21 protein-coding genes are annotated in these 15,691 nt (G+C 64.9%); 18 read left to right on the top strand and 3 right to left on the bottom strand.

The features are described from left to right. Positions 1–153: 153 nt before the first annotated feature. The 18 genes from DFR43_RS09315 to DFR43_RS09230 all read left to right on the top strand — a co-directional run bounded on the left by DFR43_RS09315 (position 154) and on the right by DFR43_RS09230 (position 14,349). The gene (locus tag DFR43_RS09315) at positions 154–342 is read left to right on the top strand and encodes a hypothetical protein (protein WP_133597954.1); all 189 of its coding nucleotides are present in this window, start codon (positions 154–156) and stop codon (positions 340–342) included. Next, entirely contained in the window at positions 339–809 is a 471-nt protein-coding gene (locus tag DFR43_RS09310) for a DUF2924 domain-containing protein (RefSeq protein WP_009518300.1), read from the top strand. The genes DFR43_RS09315 and DFR43_RS09310 overlap by 4 nt, the downstream gene beginning before the upstream one ends. Next, positions 806–2,173, top strand: coding sequence for a recombinase family protein (locus tag DFR43_RS09305; RefSeq protein WP_009518299.1), 1,368 nt, complete (start codon positions 806–808; stop codon positions 2,171–2,173). The genes DFR43_RS09310 and DFR43_RS09305 overlap by 4 nt, the downstream gene beginning before the upstream one ends. After that, the gene (locus DFR43_RS09300) at positions 2,170–2,646 is read left to right on the top strand and encodes a hypothetical protein (protein WP_009518297.1); all 477 of its coding nucleotides are present in this window, start codon (positions 2,170–2,172) and stop codon (positions 2,644–2,646) included. Before DFR43_RS09305 ends, DFR43_RS09300 begins: the two co-directional genes overlap by 4 nt. Before the next feature lie 159 nt (positions 2,647–2,805). Next, positions 2,806–3,132, top strand: coding sequence for a helix-turn-helix transcriptional regulator (locus tag DFR43_RS09295; RefSeq protein ID WP_009518295.1), 327 nt, complete (start codon positions 2,806–2,808; stop codon positions 3,130–3,132). Then, the gene (locus DFR43_RS09290) at positions 3,129–3,611 is read left to right on the top strand and encodes a hypothetical protein (protein ID WP_009518293.1); all 483 of its coding nucleotides are present in this window, start codon (positions 3,129–3,131) and stop codon (positions 3,609–3,611) included. The genes DFR43_RS09295 and DFR43_RS09290 overlap by 4 nt, the downstream gene beginning before the upstream one ends. An 89-nt stretch (positions 3,612–3,700) precedes the next feature. Next, positions 3,701–4,513: an ATP-binding protein gene (locus DFR43_RS09285; RefSeq protein ID WP_133598071.1), complete on the top strand. Its 813-nt coding sequence runs from the start codon at positions 3,701–3,703 to the stop codon at positions 4,511–4,513. Positions 4,514–4,518: 5 nt separating this feature from the next. Next, the gene (locus DFR43_RS09280; protein ID WP_009518287.1) at positions 4,519–5,142 is read left to right on the top strand and encodes a hypothetical protein; all 624 of its coding nucleotides are present in this window, start codon (positions 4,519–4,521) and stop codon (positions 5,140–5,142) included. A gap of 12 nt (positions 5,143–5,154) precedes the next feature. Continuing rightward, positions 5,155–6,009 (top strand): P63C domain-containing protein, encoded by an 855-nt coding sequence (locus DFR43_RS09275; RefSeq protein ID WP_009518285.1) that lies wholly within the window; start codon positions 5,155–5,157, stop codon positions 6,007–6,009. Further along, positions 6,006–6,506, top strand: coding sequence for a DUF6511 domain-containing protein (locus DFR43_RS09270; protein WP_009518283.1), 501 nt, complete (start codon positions 6,006–6,008; stop codon positions 6,504–6,506). The genes DFR43_RS09275 and DFR43_RS09270 overlap by 4 nt, the downstream gene beginning before the upstream one ends. After that, the gene (locus DFR43_RS09265) at positions 6,503–7,237 is read left to right on the top strand and encodes an isoleucyl-tRNA synthetase (RefSeq protein ID WP_009518281.1); all 735 of its coding nucleotides are present in this window, start codon (positions 6,503–6,505) and stop codon (positions 7,235–7,237) included. Before DFR43_RS09270 ends, DFR43_RS09265 begins: the two co-directional genes overlap by 4 nt. Further along, positions 7,234–7,446, top strand: a complete 213-nt coding sequence (locus DFR43_RS09260) for a helix-turn-helix domain-containing protein (protein ID WP_133597952.1) — start codon at positions 7,234–7,236, stop codon at positions 7,444–7,446. Before DFR43_RS09265 ends, DFR43_RS09260 begins: the two co-directional genes overlap by 4 nt. Further along, positions 7,439–8,035, top strand: coding sequence for a sigma-70 family RNA polymerase sigma factor (locus DFR43_RS13950; RefSeq protein WP_009518279.1), 597 nt, complete (start codon positions 7,439–7,441; stop codon positions 8,033–8,035). The genes DFR43_RS09260 and DFR43_RS13950 overlap by 8 nt, the downstream gene beginning before the upstream one ends. Continuing rightward, positions 8,028–10,322: a phage/plasmid primase, P4 family gene (locus DFR43_RS09250; protein ID WP_009518277.1), complete on the top strand. Its 2,295-nt coding sequence runs from the start codon at positions 8,028–8,030 to the stop codon at positions 10,320–10,322. The genes DFR43_RS13950 and DFR43_RS09250 overlap by 8 nt, the downstream gene beginning before the upstream one ends. Before the next feature lie 139 nt (positions 10,323–10,461). Beyond that, a complete protein-coding gene (locus DFR43_RS09245; RefSeq protein ID WP_009518275.1) occupies positions 10,462–10,935 on the top strand; it encodes a crossover junction endodeoxyribonuclease RuvC in 474 nt (157 codons plus the stop codon). A gap of 1 nt (position 10,936) precedes the next feature. Further along, positions 10,937–11,359, top strand: coding sequence for a DUF6362 family protein (locus tag DFR43_RS09240; RefSeq protein ID WP_009518273.1), 423 nt, complete (start codon positions 10,937–10,939; stop codon positions 11,357–11,359). Positions 11,360–11,671: 312 nt separating this feature from the next. Next, on the top strand, positions 11,672–13,087 hold the full coding sequence (locus DFR43_RS09235) for a site-specific DNA-methyltransferase (protein ID WP_133597950.1): 1,416 nt from the start codon (positions 11,672–11,674) through the stop codon (positions 13,085–13,087). Further along, entirely contained in the window at positions 13,084–14,349 is a 1,266-nt protein-coding gene (locus DFR43_RS09230; protein ID WP_133597947.1) for a site-specific DNA-methyltransferase, read from the top strand. Before DFR43_RS09235 ends, DFR43_RS09230 begins: the two co-directional genes overlap by 4 nt. Here DFR43_RS09230 and DFR43_RS09225 read toward each other — a convergent pair. The 3 genes from DFR43_RS09225 to DFR43_RS09215 form a co-directional block, all read right to left on the bottom strand. Then, on the bottom strand, positions 14,313–14,681 hold the full coding sequence (locus DFR43_RS09225) for a hypothetical protein (RefSeq protein ID WP_133597945.1): 369 nt from the start codon (positions 14,679–14,681) through the stop codon (positions 14,313–14,315). The genes DFR43_RS09230 and DFR43_RS09225 overlap by 37 nt on opposite strands. A gap of 97 nt (positions 14,682–14,778) precedes the next feature. Then, positions 14,779–15,342, bottom strand: a complete 564-nt coding sequence (locus DFR43_RS09220) for a DUF3489 domain-containing protein (protein WP_133597943.1) — start codon at positions 15,340–15,342, stop codon at positions 14,779–14,781. A 96-nt stretch (positions 15,343–15,438) separates the two neighbouring features. Continuing rightward, positions 15,439–15,645: a DUF6900 domain-containing protein gene (locus DFR43_RS09215; protein WP_133597941.1), complete on the bottom strand. Its 207-nt coding sequence runs from the start codon at positions 15,643–15,645 to the stop codon at positions 15,439–15,441. Between the last annotated feature and the right edge of the window lie 46 nt (positions 15,646–15,691).

Genomic DNA, 15,691 nt, shown 5'->3' with positions numbered 1-15,691 from the left:
CTGGCACTGCAAGCCGTCAAGGCGATCAATGTCGCCCAGAAAAATCTCCTCGAAATTTCGCTCTCCCCATCTGATGCACGCTGAAACGGGATACCCCGACCGCCCTGCGTGCATATTCTTCGTAACGGTCTGACAACTTTAATGGCTACCGAAATGACCGTCGAACCAACACTCCCTGAATTGATGTCGCCGCGGCAACGGGCACGCGAGGCCGCAGAAATCATCGCGGCCGCCATCGCACGCTTGCATTCCACGCGTCCGCAAGACAGCGATATTCCACTTGGCTTCTCGGCACCCGAGCGCGTTCATACAAACCCCTCTACAGAAGGAGTTTTCAAGTGAACGTACCAAAGACACCACCGTCCCTGGCGGTGCAAATCGCCAATTTGCCAAAGCTGTCCATGAAAGACTTGTGGGCGCTTTGGGACAAGTATTTCCCGCAGCGACCACCGCACCATAACCGGGCCTATGTCGAAGGCCGCGTCGCCTACAAGATGCAGGAGGAGGCGCTGGGTACCACCCTGCTCGTGAAGACGCAACTGGCACGGATCGGCGAAGCTCAATCCAACATCAAGACGCAGCGTGGCGTCGAAGTCCAGGTCGTTCCCGGAACCGTTTTGGTACGGGAATTCGACAACCGCGAACACCGCGTTACCGCGCAGGCGGACGGCACTTTTGAATACGAAGGCCGTCGCTTCAAGAGCTTGTCGGGCGTCGCCCGCCACATCACCGGCACGCAGTGGTCAGGGCCGCTGTTTTTCGGAATCACCAAGAACAACAAGAACAAGCAGAAGCGAGGCACCAAGTGAGCACTGTCGTGACCAAGAAACGCTGCGCCGTCTACACCCGCGTGTCCACGGACGAGCGCCTCGACCAATCCTTCAATTCCCTCGACGCCCAGCGCGAAGCGGGCCAAGCCTACATCGTGAGCCAGCGTGCCGAGGGCTGGTTGCCGGTGGCCGACGACTACGACGACGGCGGCTACTCGGGAGGCAACATGGAGCGCCCGGCCTTGAAGCGACTGATGGCCGACATCATTGCCGACCAAATTGACATCGTGATCGTCTACAAGATCGACCGCCTGACACGCAGCCTCACCGACTTCGCCAAGCTGGTGGAGGTGTTCGAGCGCCACAAGGTGTCGTTCGTTTCGGTTACCCAGCAATTCAACACCACCACGTCGATGGGACGGCTGATGTTGAACATCCTGCTGTCCTTCGCGCAGTTTGAGCGTGAAGTCACCGGCGAGCGCATCCGCGACAAAATCGCCGCCAGCAAGCGCAAGGGCCTGTGGATGGGCGGTTACACCCCGCTGGGCTACGAGGTCAAAGACCGCAAGCTGGTCATCGAGGAGAGGGATGCCGAAACCATCCGACGCATTTTCACGCGCTTCACTGAGACACGCTCCATCACGGATATCGTCCGCGAGATGGCCCTGGAGGGAATCACTACCAAGCCCAACCGCCTGAAGGATGGCCGCGTGCGCAACGGCACGCCAATGGACAAGAAGTACATCTCTAAGGTACTGCGCAATCCAATCTACGTTGGCGAGATCCGCCATAAAGGGGAGGTGTTTGCTGGACAGCACGAGCCGATCATCACCCGCCAGCTTTGGGATCGCGTGCAAGCCATCCTCGCCGAGGATGCTCACCAGCGCATGGGCAAGACCCAAACCCGGCACAAGACCGATGCGTTGTTGCGCGGACTGATGTACGGCCCTGATGGTGGCAAGTACCACATCACCTACAGCAAGAAGCCCTCGGGCAAGAAGTACCGCTACTACATCCCTAAGGCGGACAGCCGCTACGGCTACCGCAGCAGCGCCACCGGGATGATCCCGGCCGACCAGATCGAGGAAGTGGTGGTGAACCTGCTGGTGGGCGCGCTCCAGTCGCCCGAAAGCATCCAAGGGGTCTGGAACACGGTGCGCATCAACTACCCGGAGATCGACGAGCCAACCACCGTGCTGGCCATGCGCCGCCTCGGCGAGGTCTGGAAGCAGTTGTTCCCCGCTGAACAGGTGCGGCTGGTCAACCTGCTGATTGAGCGTGTCCAGCTCCTCTCCGATGGCATCGACATCGTCTGGCGTGAGTCGGGATGGCGGGATCTGGCCGGTGAGTTGCAGGCGAACAGCATTGGGGGCGAAATGCTGGAAATGGAGCTTGTCCCATGAACCGCTCGTCCAAGAAGCTGGTCAGCGATGGCAAACCCCACGAGCGCCACCACCCGCTGGAAGGCGGCGGTGTCCGGATCACGACTTTCGTGCCATTTCATTTCAAGAAGCGCGGCGTCAAGAAGGTGATCGTCGCACCGGAAGGCGTCAGCCAGCCTGTCGCCGTTACCGATACCCCGGTGCTTTCCCCCGAACAGGATCGCCCTCTGCTCAAGGCACTGGGACGTGGCATCTACTGGCAGCAGCTGATCGACAACGGAACAGTGGCCAGCGGCACCGAGATCGCCGAACGGGAGCGCATCCACCGTTCCACCGTCAACGATCTGCTGCGGCTGGCGCTTCTCGCCCCCGACATCATCCAGGCCGCCTACGAAGGACGGCTGCCCCGGGCGGTGTCCTTGGAAGCCCTGCTGCGGGCCAAGGTGCCTTTGGACTGGGATGAGCAACGCCGCTTGATCGCGTCCCTCGGGTAGCGGAGGAACCAACAAAAAAATTTTCCGCTACGCCAAATGTAGCTGTTGCTACGCCGGATGTAGCGCCTTCCCCGATGAAGGCGTGCATCGGTCATCAACGGCCAGTACAGGATTGGCCACCGGTCGCGCCCTAATCCCTGAACGGGAAGGAGCACGGCAATGGCCTATTCCATGGCATTAGCTGGAGGCTCCGGTGGCACACCGGGCCTCAATTCCGGCGTCGGCTTCAGTTCGACGCCTACCCCTGAAACCACGGCGCTATCCCAACGGCGGTTCTTGAGCGAGGTCGAGCTCGCCAACCGCTGGGGCATGTCCCCCAAGACCCTCACCCGCTGGCGCGGCATGGGAAAAGGTCCCTTTTTCGTCAAGTTCTCGAAGAAGGTGGCTTACCCCCTCGAGGGCGAGAACGGGGTGCTCGATTACGAGAAACGCCACGTTTACGCCTCCACATCCGAACGTGTGCCGGTGAAAGGAGGTCAGTCATGAAAGAACTGACTCTCTACCCCGCCGACCTCGCGGCCATGAGCACTGCCCAGCTGGCGGCGCTACCGATCAGCGATTTCGTCGCTGCCGAGCGCAATGTCGACGAGGCCGTCGCTTACCTCAAACAACTGCGCACCAAGCTGGATGCCGCCAAGCTCCAGCGTTACGGCGAGCAGGCCCGTTCTGCACTGCGCGACTCTGGCCGCGACTTCGGCACTGTCCATGTCAGGGACGGTGCGCTGCACATCAAGTACGAGCTTCCCAAGAAGGTGACCTGGAATCAGGGCATCCTCAAGGAGATGGCCGAGCGCATCGTCGCTTCGGGCGACAAGGTCGAGGATTACATCGACGTCAAGTTGTCGGTGTCTGAGTCGCGCTACACCAACTGGCCCTCGGCCCTGCAGCAGCAGTTCGCTGCCGCCCGCACGGTCGAGGAAGGCAAGCCGAGCATCACCCTGACGCTCGATGGGGGTGCGGCATGAAAACAAGCGCAGCGCAGTTTCGTGAGCCGCAGGCGAAAGGTGGCGAAGCCACCAGCAAAAAGCTCCCCATCGTGTCCGCCATCGAGCGGATGGCCGAGCGCAAGGGCGTCAAGCTGCTGATGCTGGGTAAGTCCGGCATCGGCAAGACCACGCGGCTTAAAGACCTCGACCCGGCGACCACGCTGTTCCTAGACATCGAGGCGGGCGACCTGGCCGTAGCCGACTGGCCGGGCGACACCATCCGCCCAGCCTCCTGGCCGGAGACCCGCGACTTCTTCGTGTTCCTCGCGGGTCCGGACAAGTCGCTGCCGTCGGAGGCTGCGTTCTCGCAGGCGCACTACGACCACGTCGTCGAGAAGTTTGGCGACCCGGCGCAACTCGACCGCTACCAGACCTTCTTCCTCGACTCGATCACCCAGTTGTCCCGCCAGTGCTTCGCGTGGTGCAAGACGCAGCCGGGTGCCGTCAGCGAGCGATCCGGCAAGTCCGACCTGCGTGCGGCCTATGGCCTGCTCGGCCAGGAAATGATCAGCGCGCTGACCCACCTGCAGCACGCTAGGGGCAAGAACGTGGTGTTCGTGGCGATCCTCGACGAGCGCCTTGATGACTACAACCGCAAGGTGTTCGTGCCGCAGATCGAGGGCAGCAAGACCAGTCTGGAGCTGCCCGGCATCGTCGACGAGGTCGTGACGCTGGCTGAGATCAAGGCCGAGGACGGCAGTAGCTACCGCGCTTTCGTCACCCACACCGTCAATCCCTACGGCTTTCCGGCCAAAGACCGCAGCGGTCGCCTCGACCTGCTGGAGCCACCACATCTCGGCGCGCTGATCGCCAAGTGCGCAGGCGCAACCGTCGCGCCTGCCAGCGCCGTCCCCCCCGAACACATCGAATCCCAGGAGTAATCGCAATGACCGCATGGACTGACTTCAACGATGCCGAAGCCCAGCAATCCGGCTTCGATCTGATTCCCAGGGGCACCGTCGTCCCGGTGCGCATGACCCTCAAGCCCGGTGGCTACGACGACCCGTCGCAGGGCTGGGGCGGCGGCTACGCCACCGAGTCCTTCGAGACCGGTTCCATCTATCTCGCCGCCGAATTCGTGGTCACCTCGGGCGAGTACGCGAAGCGCAAGATGTGGTCGAACATCGGCCTCTACTCCAAGAAGGGCCCCACCTGGGGCCAGATGGGGCGCAGCTTCATCCGCGCGGCCCTCAACAGCGCCCGCAATGTTCACCCGCAGGACAACAGCCCGCAGGCCGCCGCCGCGCGCCGCATCCAGGGGTTCCACGAACTGGATGGTCTGGAGTTCATCGCCCGCGTGGACATCGAGAAGGATGCCAAGGGCCAGGACCGCAACGTGGTCAGGATCGCGGTCGAACCCGACCACCCCGACTACGCCAAGTTGATGGGCGTGCCGCCCAAGACTTCCGGTGGTGGCACTTCCGGCGCTCCGGTGCAGGCTGCGCCCACCTATGCGGCCCCGGCCCCGCAGCGAGCGTCGGTGACGGGCAAACCGTCCTGGGCGCAGTGAGGGGGGGCGACCATGAACGCATCCATGCTCACTGCCAGCCACTACGGCGTTGTGCATTTCGGCGATCTCGGCTGCGAGGCGGTCGTGCTCACCACCGGTGAGCGCGGCTACGTCCGCAAAGAACTGGCCAAGCTTCTCGGCTTCCACGAATCGCACAAGGGTGGCCGTTTTGCCCGCTTTCTCGCCGAAATCGCGCCTAACTCATTGTCGTTATTGGAGAAATCATCTGGGCCGATTTTGCTGCCATCGGGGCGGCAGGCGCAGTTCTTTCCCGCCGGAATCATTGCCGACGTCGCATCGGCGGTCGTCAACGCCGCCATCAACGGTACGTTGCACAAGGCCCGCCAGGGCATCGTGCCCAACTGCATGAAGATCATGCGGGCGCTGGCCACCACCGGCGAGGTCGCGCTCATCGACGAGGCCACCGGCTATCAGTACCACCGCGCCCCCGACGCGCTGCAGGAGTTGATCTCCAAGCTGCTGCGCCAGTCCTGCGCCTCGTGGGAGCGCCGCTTCCACCCAGACTACTACCGCGCCATCTACCGCTTGTTCGGCTGGAAGTACCAGGGGCACGACCAGAACCCTCCGCACGTTGTCGGTCAGATCACGCTGCGCTGGGTCTATGGGCCGGTGCTCCCGGAGGACTTGCTGGGCGAGATTCGCAACCGCAAGGGCATCTCGCAAAAGCACCACCAGTGGCTGTCCGATCAGGGGCTCGCGCATCTGGAATCGCAGATTCACGCGGTCACCGCGATTGCGCGCAGCTCGACGAGCTACCCCGACTTCAAGCGCCGCTGCGAAGCCGCCTTTGCGGGCGCTGCCCTGCAGTTGGGCCTGCTGCTCGATGAACTCGAGGAGGTGGCGTGAAATGCTGGATCTGCAAACGACAGGCCCGGGGCTACGGCCACACCGACAACCGGCACGGAGTCGGCGATCCCCGGCGCTATCCCATCGACTGGGTGTTCTGCTCGCGGCGTTGCCAGGAGGCGTTCCACGCGCTGTACGGCAACTGGCTGCGGGTACGGGAAGGACACACCGACATCAAGGGGGTCGCCATGATCGATCCGTCTGATGTCGAGCTGGCCGCGATGAAGCAGTGCCTCAAGGCCTTCGGCGAGGCGGCGGGCGAGATCGGCTTTGCCAAGCCGCTGGGCGAGTACTCCGAGGCCGAGGCGCTGCGGGTGATCGACGCCATCGTGACCCGCTACACGGAGGCGATGGTCGCGCACCACGAGGTGAGCAAGTACCCGCCGGTGCGCGGCTTGCCGCCCACGCCCGATCCGCTGGCCCCCGATGCCGTCCATCCGTTCGCAGATCTGGAGGACGACCTGCCTTGGGACGAGCCGAAGGGGAAGAAGCCATGATCGACTTCAATTCCTCCTCGAGCATCTCTGGGCAGGTCACGGCGCTGATCGACGCCGCGATGCAACAGGCGCGCGACCGGCAGGCTGAACGCCAGTACCTTGGTGCCTCGCGTCTCGGCGTGGCTTGCGAGCGCGCGCTGCAGTACGAGTACGCCAAGGCACCGGTCGACCCCGGCCGCGACACCGAAGGCCGGATGTTGCGGATCTTCCAGCGCGGCCACGTCATGGAGGACTGCATGGTCGCGTGGCTGCGGGACGCGGGCTTCGACCTGCGTACCCGCAAGGCCGACGGCCAGCAGTTCGGCTTTTCCGTGGCCGACGGCCGTCTGCAGGGTCACATCGATGGCGTCATCGTCGGTGGCCCAGTGGGCTTCGCCTATCCCGCGCTCTGGGAAAACAAGTGCCTCGGCTCGAAGTCCTGGCGCGAGCTGGAGAAAAACCGGCTCGCCGTGGCCAAGCCGATCTACGCCGCGCAAGTGGCGATCTACCAGGCCTATCTCGAACTGCACGAGCACCCGGCGATCTTCACGGCGCTGAACGCCGACACGATGGAGATCTACACCGAGCTCGTGCCCTTTGACGCGGCGCTTGCCCAGCGCATGTCGGACCGGGCGGTGAAGGTCATTACGGCGACTGAGGCAGGCGAGCTTCTGCCACGCGCCTTCCATGAGCCGACCCACTTCGAATGCCGGATGTGTGCGTGGCAAGACCGCTGCTGGAGGACGACATGAACCATCCCCAATCACAAGTACCAGCGGCGGAACCGATGATGGGGGCGCGCCACGTTGCCCGTCTGCTCAATCTTCCGCTGTATTACTTCACCAAGCCTCGGTGCCGCGTCTCGAAGCGCATTCCTCACTACCGGATAGGCCAGATGGTTCGCTTCCGGATGTCGGAGCTCAGCGCATGGGCAATCACGCAAGGAGGCGCACATGAGTGACTACCGTGTTCGCATTTCCGTACGCAATGCCCGTCTGCTGCGTGCCATCGAGCGTGCGGGCCACAGGCCAGGCGCGCCTTTCGCAGCTGCCGTCGGCATCAGCTACTACGGGGCATTATTGCCGTACATCAATCTCACGCGCTCACCATTGACACCGGACGGGCTATTGCGTGAATGCGCGTGGGCCTTGTGCGATTTCCTGAACGCATCGCCCTCCGATCTTTGGTCGGACGCTCAACTTCAGCCACTGGCGAAGAATCATTCCAGCATCGATCTGGATGCAGACAGCATGCAGGCACTGGCCGGTGGAGGGGCGTCAGCCGATCCTTTGCGACTGGCCAGCCATGCGCAGGCAAGCCGCATCATTCAGGATGCTCTTGACTCGCTGACGCCGCGTGAAGCCAGCGTGATTCGCGAGCGCTTTTTCTCTGATTCCTCGCTGGATGAGATCGCCGAGAAGATGGAAGTCACGCGCGAGCGCGTCCGTCAAATCGAAGCAAAGGCCTTGCGCAAGTTGCGCCACAAGTCTCGCATCCCGCAGGAGCTGGCCGGCATCGCCGATGTGATCGGAGGTGCCGCCGATGCTTGACTTCAACGACACCCAATTAACCGTCGAACCCCGGCGCGTCCTTAATGACAGGGAACGCGAGGAACTACGGGTCGGGCTGATTGCAGGCCTTTCCTCGGTGCTGGCCACGCTGTTTCCAGCAGGCAAGAGACGTCGTGGCAAGTTCCTAATCGGCGACGTGCTGGGCAGCCCCGGCGACAGCCTGGAGATCGTGCTCGACGGCGAGAAGGCTGGCCTCTGGACGGATCGCGCCACTGGCGATGGTGGCGATATCTTCGACCTGATCGCCGCGCACCTCGGTATCGACGTGCTGAGCGACTTTCCGCGTGTGCTCGACGAGGCTTCCGATCTGCTCGGACGCTCGCGCTCCGCACCAGTACGCAAGGCCAGCAAGAAGGGCATGCCGGTCGATGAACTCGGCCCCGCCACCGCCAAGTGGGACTACCTGGATGCGGCAGGCAGGCTGATCGCCGTCGTCTACCGCTACGACCCGCCCGGTCAGAAGAAGCAGTTCCGGCCCTGGGACGCGCGCCGCCGCAAGATGACCCCGCCCGAGCCGCGCCCGCTCTACAACCAGCCCGGGATGATCAGTGCCGCGCAGGTCGTGCTGGTCGAAGGCGAGAAATGCGCGCAGGCGCTGATCGACGCGGGCTTCGTGGCCACCACCGCGATGCACGGCGCCAACGCCCCGGTGGACAAGACCGACTGGTCGCCGCTGGCGGGCAAAGCGGTGCTGATCTGGCCCGACCGCGACAAGCCGGGCTGGGAGTACGCGGTGCAGGCGGCGCAGGCCGTTCTGGCAGCGGGCGCGAAGTCCTGCCACATCCTCTACCCGCCCGAGGAGGCCGCCGAGGGCTGGGACGCGGCGGACGCCGTGGCCGAGGGCTTCGATGTCGCCACCTTCCTCACCCACGGCCCGCGCGTGCAGATGCACGACGTGGCCGATGCCGACGAGCCGGTGGTCAGCAGCGACGAGTCGGTGTGGGGCACGGAGGATGCGCTGGCACTGGCCTTCACCCGGCGCTATCACCGTGACTGGCGCTACGTGGCGGCATGGGGGCGCTGGCTGGTGTGGGATGGGCGGCGCTGGCGTCACGAGGAGACGCTGGCGGCCACCGACTTGATCCGCAGTGTGTGCCGCCAGATGGCAGTGCGCGCCGACAACCCCAAAGTGGCCGCCAAGCTCGCCACCTCCGGCACCGTGAGCGGGGTGGAACGCTTGGCCCGCTCGGATCGACGTCATGCCGCGACCACCGCCGAGTGGGACGCCGACCCTTGGCTGCTCAACACGCCGGGCGGGGTGGTCGACCTCAAGACGGGACGGATGCGCGCGCATGACCGTGCCGACCGGATGACCAAGATCACCGCAGCCACTCCGGGCGGCGACTGCCCGACGTGGAGGCAGTTCCTTGCCGAAGTGACCGGCGGGGATGCCGCGTTGCAGGCCTACCTGCAGCGCATGGCGGGCTATGCGCTGACCGGCTCGACGCAGGAGCACGCGCTGTTCTTCCTGTACGGCACGGGAGCCAACGGCAAGAGCGTGTTCGTCAACACCCTGGCCACCATCCTGGGCGACTACGCCACCAGTGCGCCGATGGACACCTTCATGGAAACGCGCAGCGACCGCCACCCGACCGATATGGCGGGCCTGCGCGGCGCGCGCTTTGTGGCAGCGATCGAGACCGAGCAGGGCCGGCGCTGGGCCGAGTCCAAGGTCAAGAGCCTCACCGGCGGCGACAAGATCTCGGCGCGCTTCATGCGGCAGGACTTCTTCGAGTTCTTCCCGCAGTTCAAGTTGTTCGTGGCGGGCAACCACAAACCGGCGATTCGCAACATTGACGAGGCGATGAAGCGGCGACTGCACCTGATCCCCTTCACGATCACGGTGCCGCCCGAGCGCCGCGACAAGCATCTCCAGCAGAAGCTGCTGGCCGAGCGCGACGGCATCCTGGCCTGGGCGGTCGAAGGGTGCCTCGCCTGGCAGAGGCTGGGGCGGCTCGATCCGCCGCGCTGCGTGGTGGAAGCCACCGAGGAGTACTTCGAGGCCGAGGACGCGCTGGGACGCTGGCTCGATGAGCGCTGCGTGCGCGAGCCCAACGCCAAGTCGTTGACTGCCGAGCTGTTCAACGACTGGCGGCAGTGGGCCGAAGCCGCGGGCGAGTTTGTCGGCGCACAGCGACGCTTCTCCGATCTGCTGATCACGCGCGGGTTCGACAAATGGCGCAACGGCATGGGCGTGCGCGGGTTTCAAGGCATTGGCCTCAAGCACCCGCCGACCGCTTCCTACACCCCTTACGCGGACGACTAACCCATGAAAACCATCCGGTCTGACGCAGCTGACGCAGTTTGTCGTAACTCCTACGCGCGCGTGCGTGCGCGCGCCTCATGGAGGGTTTCGATAGTCCGTGTCAGCTGCGTCAGATCCGCACCGGATAAGGACTGACACCATGACCACCACCATCCTCGCCCTCGATCTGGGCTCCCAAACCGGCTGGGCGCTGCGCAGCGGCGACGGCCAGATCACCAGTGGCAGCGAGAGCTTCCGGCCGCAGCGCTTCGAAGGCGGCGGCATGCGCTTTCTGCGCTTCAAACGCTGGCTCACCGAACTCAAGGGCCATGCGGACGGCATCGGCGCGCTGTATTTCGAGGAAGTGCGCCGCCACGTCTCGACCGATGCGGCGCACGCCTACGGCGGGTTCCTGGCCACGCTCACCGCCTGGTGTGAGCACCACGGCATCCCTTACCAGGGCGTGCCGGTGGGCACGATCAAGAAGCACGCCACGGGCAAGGGAAACGCCAGCAAAGACGAGATCATTGCGTCTGCTCGTGCTCGTGGCCATGCCCCAGCTGACGACAACGAAGCTGACGCGCTGGCCCTCCTGTACTGGGCTGTCCACCACCACCTGGGACAGGAGGTGTGACGTGGCCCGCAAGGACTGGACGGTTGAGGACGTGGCGGCGCGCTTCGAGGAGGCGGCAAACACCGGGCGGCGCCTGCCCCCGGTGCGCGTGCAGGGCTACTTCAACACCTGGCCGGCCTTCGTGCGCAAGGAGTGGGAGGCTTTCGCAGCAGACGAGAAGGTCTACCGCCCCTTTCCACCGAGCCCCGAGGCCATCGACCGGATGCTGGAGACGATGCGCTGGGTGCAGTGGCTGGAGGTCGAGCAGCGCCACCTGGTGTGGATGCGGGCCAAGCGCTACGGCTGGAGGGACATCACGATCCGCTTCGCCTGCGACCGCACCACCGCGTGGCGGCGCTGGCAGCGGGCGCTGCAGACGGTGGCTGACCAGCTCAACGATTGCACCGTCGCGGTATCGTCTTTGAACGCGAATGAGCGCAGATAGGCTGTTATGCGCTGCCATCGGATACCTACAGCGGTTTTTGCCCCTGCAACAAACCACCCCGGTCGGGAGTAGTATTTCCGCTATCTTCTGGACAGCGGTGACGGTTCGGCGCGCGGCCCGAGGCAAAACGGGTCCTTCCTGCCGAAACCGCCATGCGGGGGGCGCGAGCGCGGCGCTTGTTTAGCGTCAGGGCGCAAAAACAGGTTACCACCCGGCCAGGTTACCGGCCCCGGTTACCACCCCGCCAGAATCCTCATTCACCCAACCCGCCCGGCGGCAGCGCTCGGCGGGTTTTGCTTTTGGACTTGCCCTTTGAACACGCTCAACGTCGAGTACCGCAGGGTCGAGGCGCTGGTTCCCTACGCCCGCAATCCGCGCACGCATTCCGAGGCGCAGATCGCCAAGATCGCGGCCAGTATCGTCGAGTACGGCTGGACGAACCCCATCCTGGTCGATGGGAACAACGGGATCATCGCCGGTCACGGGCGTCTGGCTGCGGCGCGCAAGCTTGGGCTGGACGAGGTGCCGGTGATCGAACTGGCCCACCTCACCCCGGCCCAGAAGCGCGCCTACGTGATCGCCGACAACCGCCTGGCGCTCAATGCCGGTTGGGACGAGGAGATGCTGGCGCTGGAACTGGCGGAACTGTCCGAGGCCGGCTACGACCTGGCCTTGACCGGGTTCGAGGATGCCGAGATCGAGGCGCTGCTCACGGGTGAGGTGACCGACGCCGGTACCGACCCGGAATCCGATGTAGAAGAACAGGATGCAGCGGACGACGTGCCCGACGCCCCCGCCGTGGCGGTGTCCCGTCCCGGCGATGTCTGGGCCATCGGCGTGCACCGCCTGATCTGCGGCGACGCCGCCGACCCGGCCGTGGTTGCGGCACTGATGGACGGCGATGCCGCTCGTCTGTGCTTCACCTCGCCGCCCTACGGGAACCAGCGCGACTACACCTCGGGTGGCATCGCCGATTGGGACGGATTGATGCGCGGCGTGTTCGCGCACCTGCCGATGACCGGCGATGGCCAGGTGTTGGTCAACCTGGGGCTGATCCACAGAAACAACGAGGTCATCCCGTATTGGGACGGTTGGCTGTCCTGGATGCGCCAACAGGGATGGCGGCGCTTTGCGTGGTACGTCTGGGATCAGGGGCCGGGCATGCCCGGCGACTGGGCGGGTCGATTCGCGCCGAGCTTTGAGTTCGTTTTCCACTTCAACCGCGAGAGCCGCAAGCCCAACAAGATCGTGCCCTGCAAGCACGCAGGCCAGGAATCGCACCTTCGCGCCGATGGATCAAGCACGGCAATGCGGGGCAAGGACGGCGAAGTCGGCGGCTGGACGCATGCCGGTCAACCGACGCAGGACAGCCGCATCCCCGACAGCGTGATCCGCGTGATGCGCCACAAGGGCAAGATCGGCCAGGGGATCGACCACCCGGCTGTGTTCCCGGTCGCGCTGCCCCAATTCGTGATCGAGGCCTATACCGACGCGGGCGACCTCGTGTTCGAGCCCTTCGGCGGCAGCGGCAGCACGATGCTCGCCGCCGAGCGCACGGGCCGCCGCTGCCGCAGCGTGGAGATCGCGCCGGAGTACGTGGACGTCGCCATCCGGCGCTTCCAGCAGAACCACCCCGGGGTGCCGGTGCGCTTGATGGCCACCGGTCAGTCCTTCGAGCAGGTGGTGGCGGATCGTGCCACGACCCAGCCAGCCGAGGGGGTGGCATGAACTGGCTGGCCGACAAGATCGAGCACTGGCCGACCGCCAAACTCATTCCTTACGCCCGCAACGCGCGCACCCACTCTGAGGAGCAGGTGGTGCAGATCGCCGCCAGCATCGCCGAGTTCGGTTTCACCAACCCGATCCTGGCAGGCAGCGACGGCGTCATCATCGCTGGCCACGGACGGCTGGCCGCCGCGCAGAAGCTCGGGCTGGAAGTCGTGCCGGTGGTCGTGCTCGATCATCTCACCCCCACCCAGCGCCGCGCCTTGGTGATCGCCGACAACCGCATCGCCGAGAACGCCGGTTGGGACGACGCGATGCTGCGCATCGAACTCGAAGCCTTGCAACTCGAAGGCTTCGATCTCGATCTTACCGGCTTCGACGCCGATGCGCTGGCCGATCTGCTGGCGGGTGACGAGCCCGAGCACAGCGGCCAGACCGACGACGAGGCGGTGCCCGAGGCCCCTGAAGAACCGGTGTCCCAGCCCGGCGACGTGTGGTTGCTCGGCCCCCATCGGTTGGTGTGCGGGGACGCCACCACCGCCGAGGCCTACGCGCTCCTGTTCCCGCACGGCGAGCGTGCGGACATGGTCTTCACCGATCCGCCCTACAACGTGAACTACGCCAACTCGGCCAAAGACAAGCTGCGCGGCAAGCACCGTCCGATCCTCAATGACGCGCTGGGCGACGGGTTCCACGACTTCCTGCGGGATGCGCTGACGCTCTTGATCGCCCACACCCAAGGCGCGATCTACGTGGCCATGTCCTCCAGCGAGCTCGACGTGCTGCAGTCAGCCTTCCGCGCCGCCGGCGGCCACTGGTCGACCTTCATCATCTGGGCCAAGCACACCTTCACGCTGGGTCGCTCGGACTACCAGCGCCAGTACGAGCCCATCCTCTACGGCTGGCCCGAGGGGGCACAGCGCCACTGGTGCGGCGACCGCGACCAGGGCGACGTCTGGAACATCAAGAAGCCGCAGAAGAACGACCTGCACCCGACGATGAAGCCGGTCGAACTGGTCGAGCGGGCGATCCGCAACTCGAGCCGCCCGGGCAATGTGGTGCTCGACCCCTTCGGTGGTTCCGGTACGACCTTGATCGCCGCCGAGAAGTCAGGCCGCTCGGCGCGCCTGATCGAGCTCGATCCGAAGTACGTCGATGTGATCGTACGCCGCTGGCAGGACTGGACGGGCCGGCAGGCCACCCGCGAAGCCGATGGTGTGGCCTTCGATCACGCGGCCAGCGATTCCTCGACGATCTCGCAGTGAATCACAAAGCCCGTCAGGTAAGGCAGGCCGCGCGGGATGCCGTAGTCCTTGCTGGTCTGGCGTCCGATGGTCCAGGCCATCCATTGCCGGGTGGCGGCGTGGATCGCGTCCGCCAGGGCCTTGCCTTCGTACAGTCCGTTCTGGACGTGGTCGGCAAAGTGGCGGCCGTGGCGGCTGTCGAGGAAGGCCCGAACCGATTCGAGGGGCTGGCCGGTGGCATCCGAGATCGCGGTCATCGCCAGGGGCCATGCGGCGCTGGCGTGCTCGTTCATCGTGCCCCAAAAGCCCCAGGCTGCGTTCTGGGTGACGGGGATGGTCTGCTGGGTCGTCATCGTGGGCTCCGTTCGGTGGATCGTTGCGATGGCTCTATGAACGCGCTGTTCGATTGAGAAGCCAAGCGCTGCTTGGCTTCTTTCTCGATCTTTCTGCTCAGGCGATGCGGTAGACCCGCTCGCCGCCCTGAGACTTCTCGGAGACGAGGTTCAGACCGAGCTTCTTTTTGAAGGCGCCGGCAAAGGTGCCGCGCACCGTGTGGGGCTGCCAGCCGGTGGCCTCGCAAATCTGGCGGACCGTGGCGCCCTCGGGGCGTTGCAGCATCCGGATCACCTCGGCCTGTTTGCTGTTCGCCCGGGTGCGCGGCTTGGCCCAGGTGGCTTCTGCCGCCGCAACCGCAGCCTCCAGTTCAGGATCGCCCGTCCCAGCTTGTGCGGCTTCAGCGTTGGCGATGATCCGGTCGAGACGGGCTTCGAATCGACCGATGCGCTGGTTGCCGAGGCCAGGGCGAGCCAGCCCCAAGGCGTCGTAGCCCTCGGCGGCGACACGCCAGCCCTCGCCATCGGGCGTGATCAGGGCGCGGTTGAACATCCCGTCGAGCACTTTCTGGCGGGCACCGCCTTTGATGTGCTCGGGAAACCACTCGATCTTGCCGCCGGTGTGGTGGATGGCGTGGGCGAGGATGGCGTGCTGGGCGGGGGTCAGGGTGGTGGTGGTCATGGTCTGCTCCTTCGCAGAGGTTGATCGGGTGACGCGATGAACGCGCTGTTCGGCGGTGAAGCCAAGCGTTTTTTGCTTGGCTTCGTTGCTTTCCAATCAGTCCTCGGCGATATCCGCTTCCGTGGCCTTCTGGCTCGATGCGCCGAGTTCGACGCCCGCTTTGAAGGCCGCTTCCAGCGCGTCCTTGAGGCACCACACCGCCACGTCGTGGAAATCGAGGCTGTCGGCGTGTCGGGTTTGCAGGGTGTCGATGCCCAGGTGCTTGCGGGCGATCAGGGTGAGGACGGTGTCGATCTGGTTCATGGCGTTTCCTTTCGGGGATGGTTGGCGTGACGTGATGAACGCGCTG

Origin of the sequence: Tepidicella xavieri, assembly GCF_004363315.1 — a bacterium.
Taxonomy (GTDB): Bacteria; Pseudomonadota; Gammaproteobacteria; order Burkholderiales; family Burkholderiaceae_C; genus Tepidicella; species Tepidicella xavieri.
The sequence above is the reverse complement of the archived record's forward strand: the minus strand, read 5'-3'. Positions and strand labels throughout refer to the sequence as shown.

Excerpts from the sequence above, each read along its gene's own strand:
- DFR43_RS09315 (WP_133597954.1), top strand. The coding sequence starts at position 154 with ATGACCGTCGAACCAACACTCCCTGAATTGATGTCGCCGCGGCAACGG.
- DFR43_RS09300 (WP_009518297.1), top strand. The coding sequence starts at position 2,170 with ATGAACCGCTCGTCCAAGAAGCTGGTCAGCGATGGCAAACCCCACGAG.
- DFR43_RS09295 (WP_009518295.1), top strand. The coding sequence starts at position 2,806 with ATGGCCTATTCCATGGCATTAGCTGGAGGCTCCGGTGGCACACCGGGC.
- DFR43_RS09290 (WP_009518293.1), top strand. The coding sequence starts at position 3,129 with ATGAAAGAACTGACTCTCTACCCCGCCGACCTCGCGGCCATGAGCACT.
- DFR43_RS09285 (WP_133598071.1), top strand. The coding sequence starts at position 3,701 with ATGGCCGAGCGCAAGGGCGTCAAGCTGCTGATGCTGGGTAAGTCCGGC.
- DFR43_RS09280 (WP_009518287.1), top strand. The coding sequence starts at position 4,519 with ATGACCGCATGGACTGACTTCAACGATGCCGAAGCCCAGCAATCCGGC.
- DFR43_RS09275 (WP_009518285.1), top strand. The coding sequence starts at position 5,155 with ATGAACGCATCCATGCTCACTGCCAGCCACTACGGCGTTGTGCATTTC.
- DFR43_RS09265 (WP_009518281.1), top strand. The coding sequence starts at position 6,503 with ATGATCGACTTCAATTCCTCCTCGAGCATCTCTGGGCAGGTCACGGCG.
- DFR43_RS09260 (WP_133597952.1), top strand. The coding sequence starts at position 7,234 with ATGAACCATCCCCAATCACAAGTACCAGCGGCGGAACCGATGATGGGG.
- DFR43_RS13950 (WP_009518279.1), top strand. The coding sequence starts at position 7,439 with ATGAGTGACTACCGTGTTCGCATTTCCGTACGCAATGCCCGTCTGCTG.
- DFR43_RS09250 (WP_009518277.1), top strand. The coding sequence starts at position 8,028 with ATGCTTGACTTCAACGACACCCAATTAACCGTCGAACCCCGGCGCGTC.
- DFR43_RS09245 (WP_009518275.1), top strand. The coding sequence starts at position 10,462 with ATGACCACCACCATCCTCGCCCTCGATCTGGGCTCCCAAACCGGCTGG.
- DFR43_RS09230 (WP_133597947.1), top strand. The coding sequence starts at position 13,084 with ATGAACTGGCTGGCCGACAAGATCGAGCACTGGCCGACCGCCAAACTC.
- DFR43_RS09225 (WP_133597945.1), bottom strand. The coding sequence starts at position 14,681 with ATGACGACCCAGCAGACCATCCCCGTCACCCAGAACGCAGCCTGGGGC.
- DFR43_RS09220 (WP_133597943.1), bottom strand. The coding sequence starts at position 15,342 with ATGACCACCACCACCCTGACCCCCGCCCAGCACGCCATCCTCGCCCAC.
- DFR43_RS09215 (WP_133597941.1), bottom strand. The coding sequence starts at position 15,645 with ATGAACCAGATCGACACCGTCCTCACCCTGATCGCCCGCAAGCACCTG.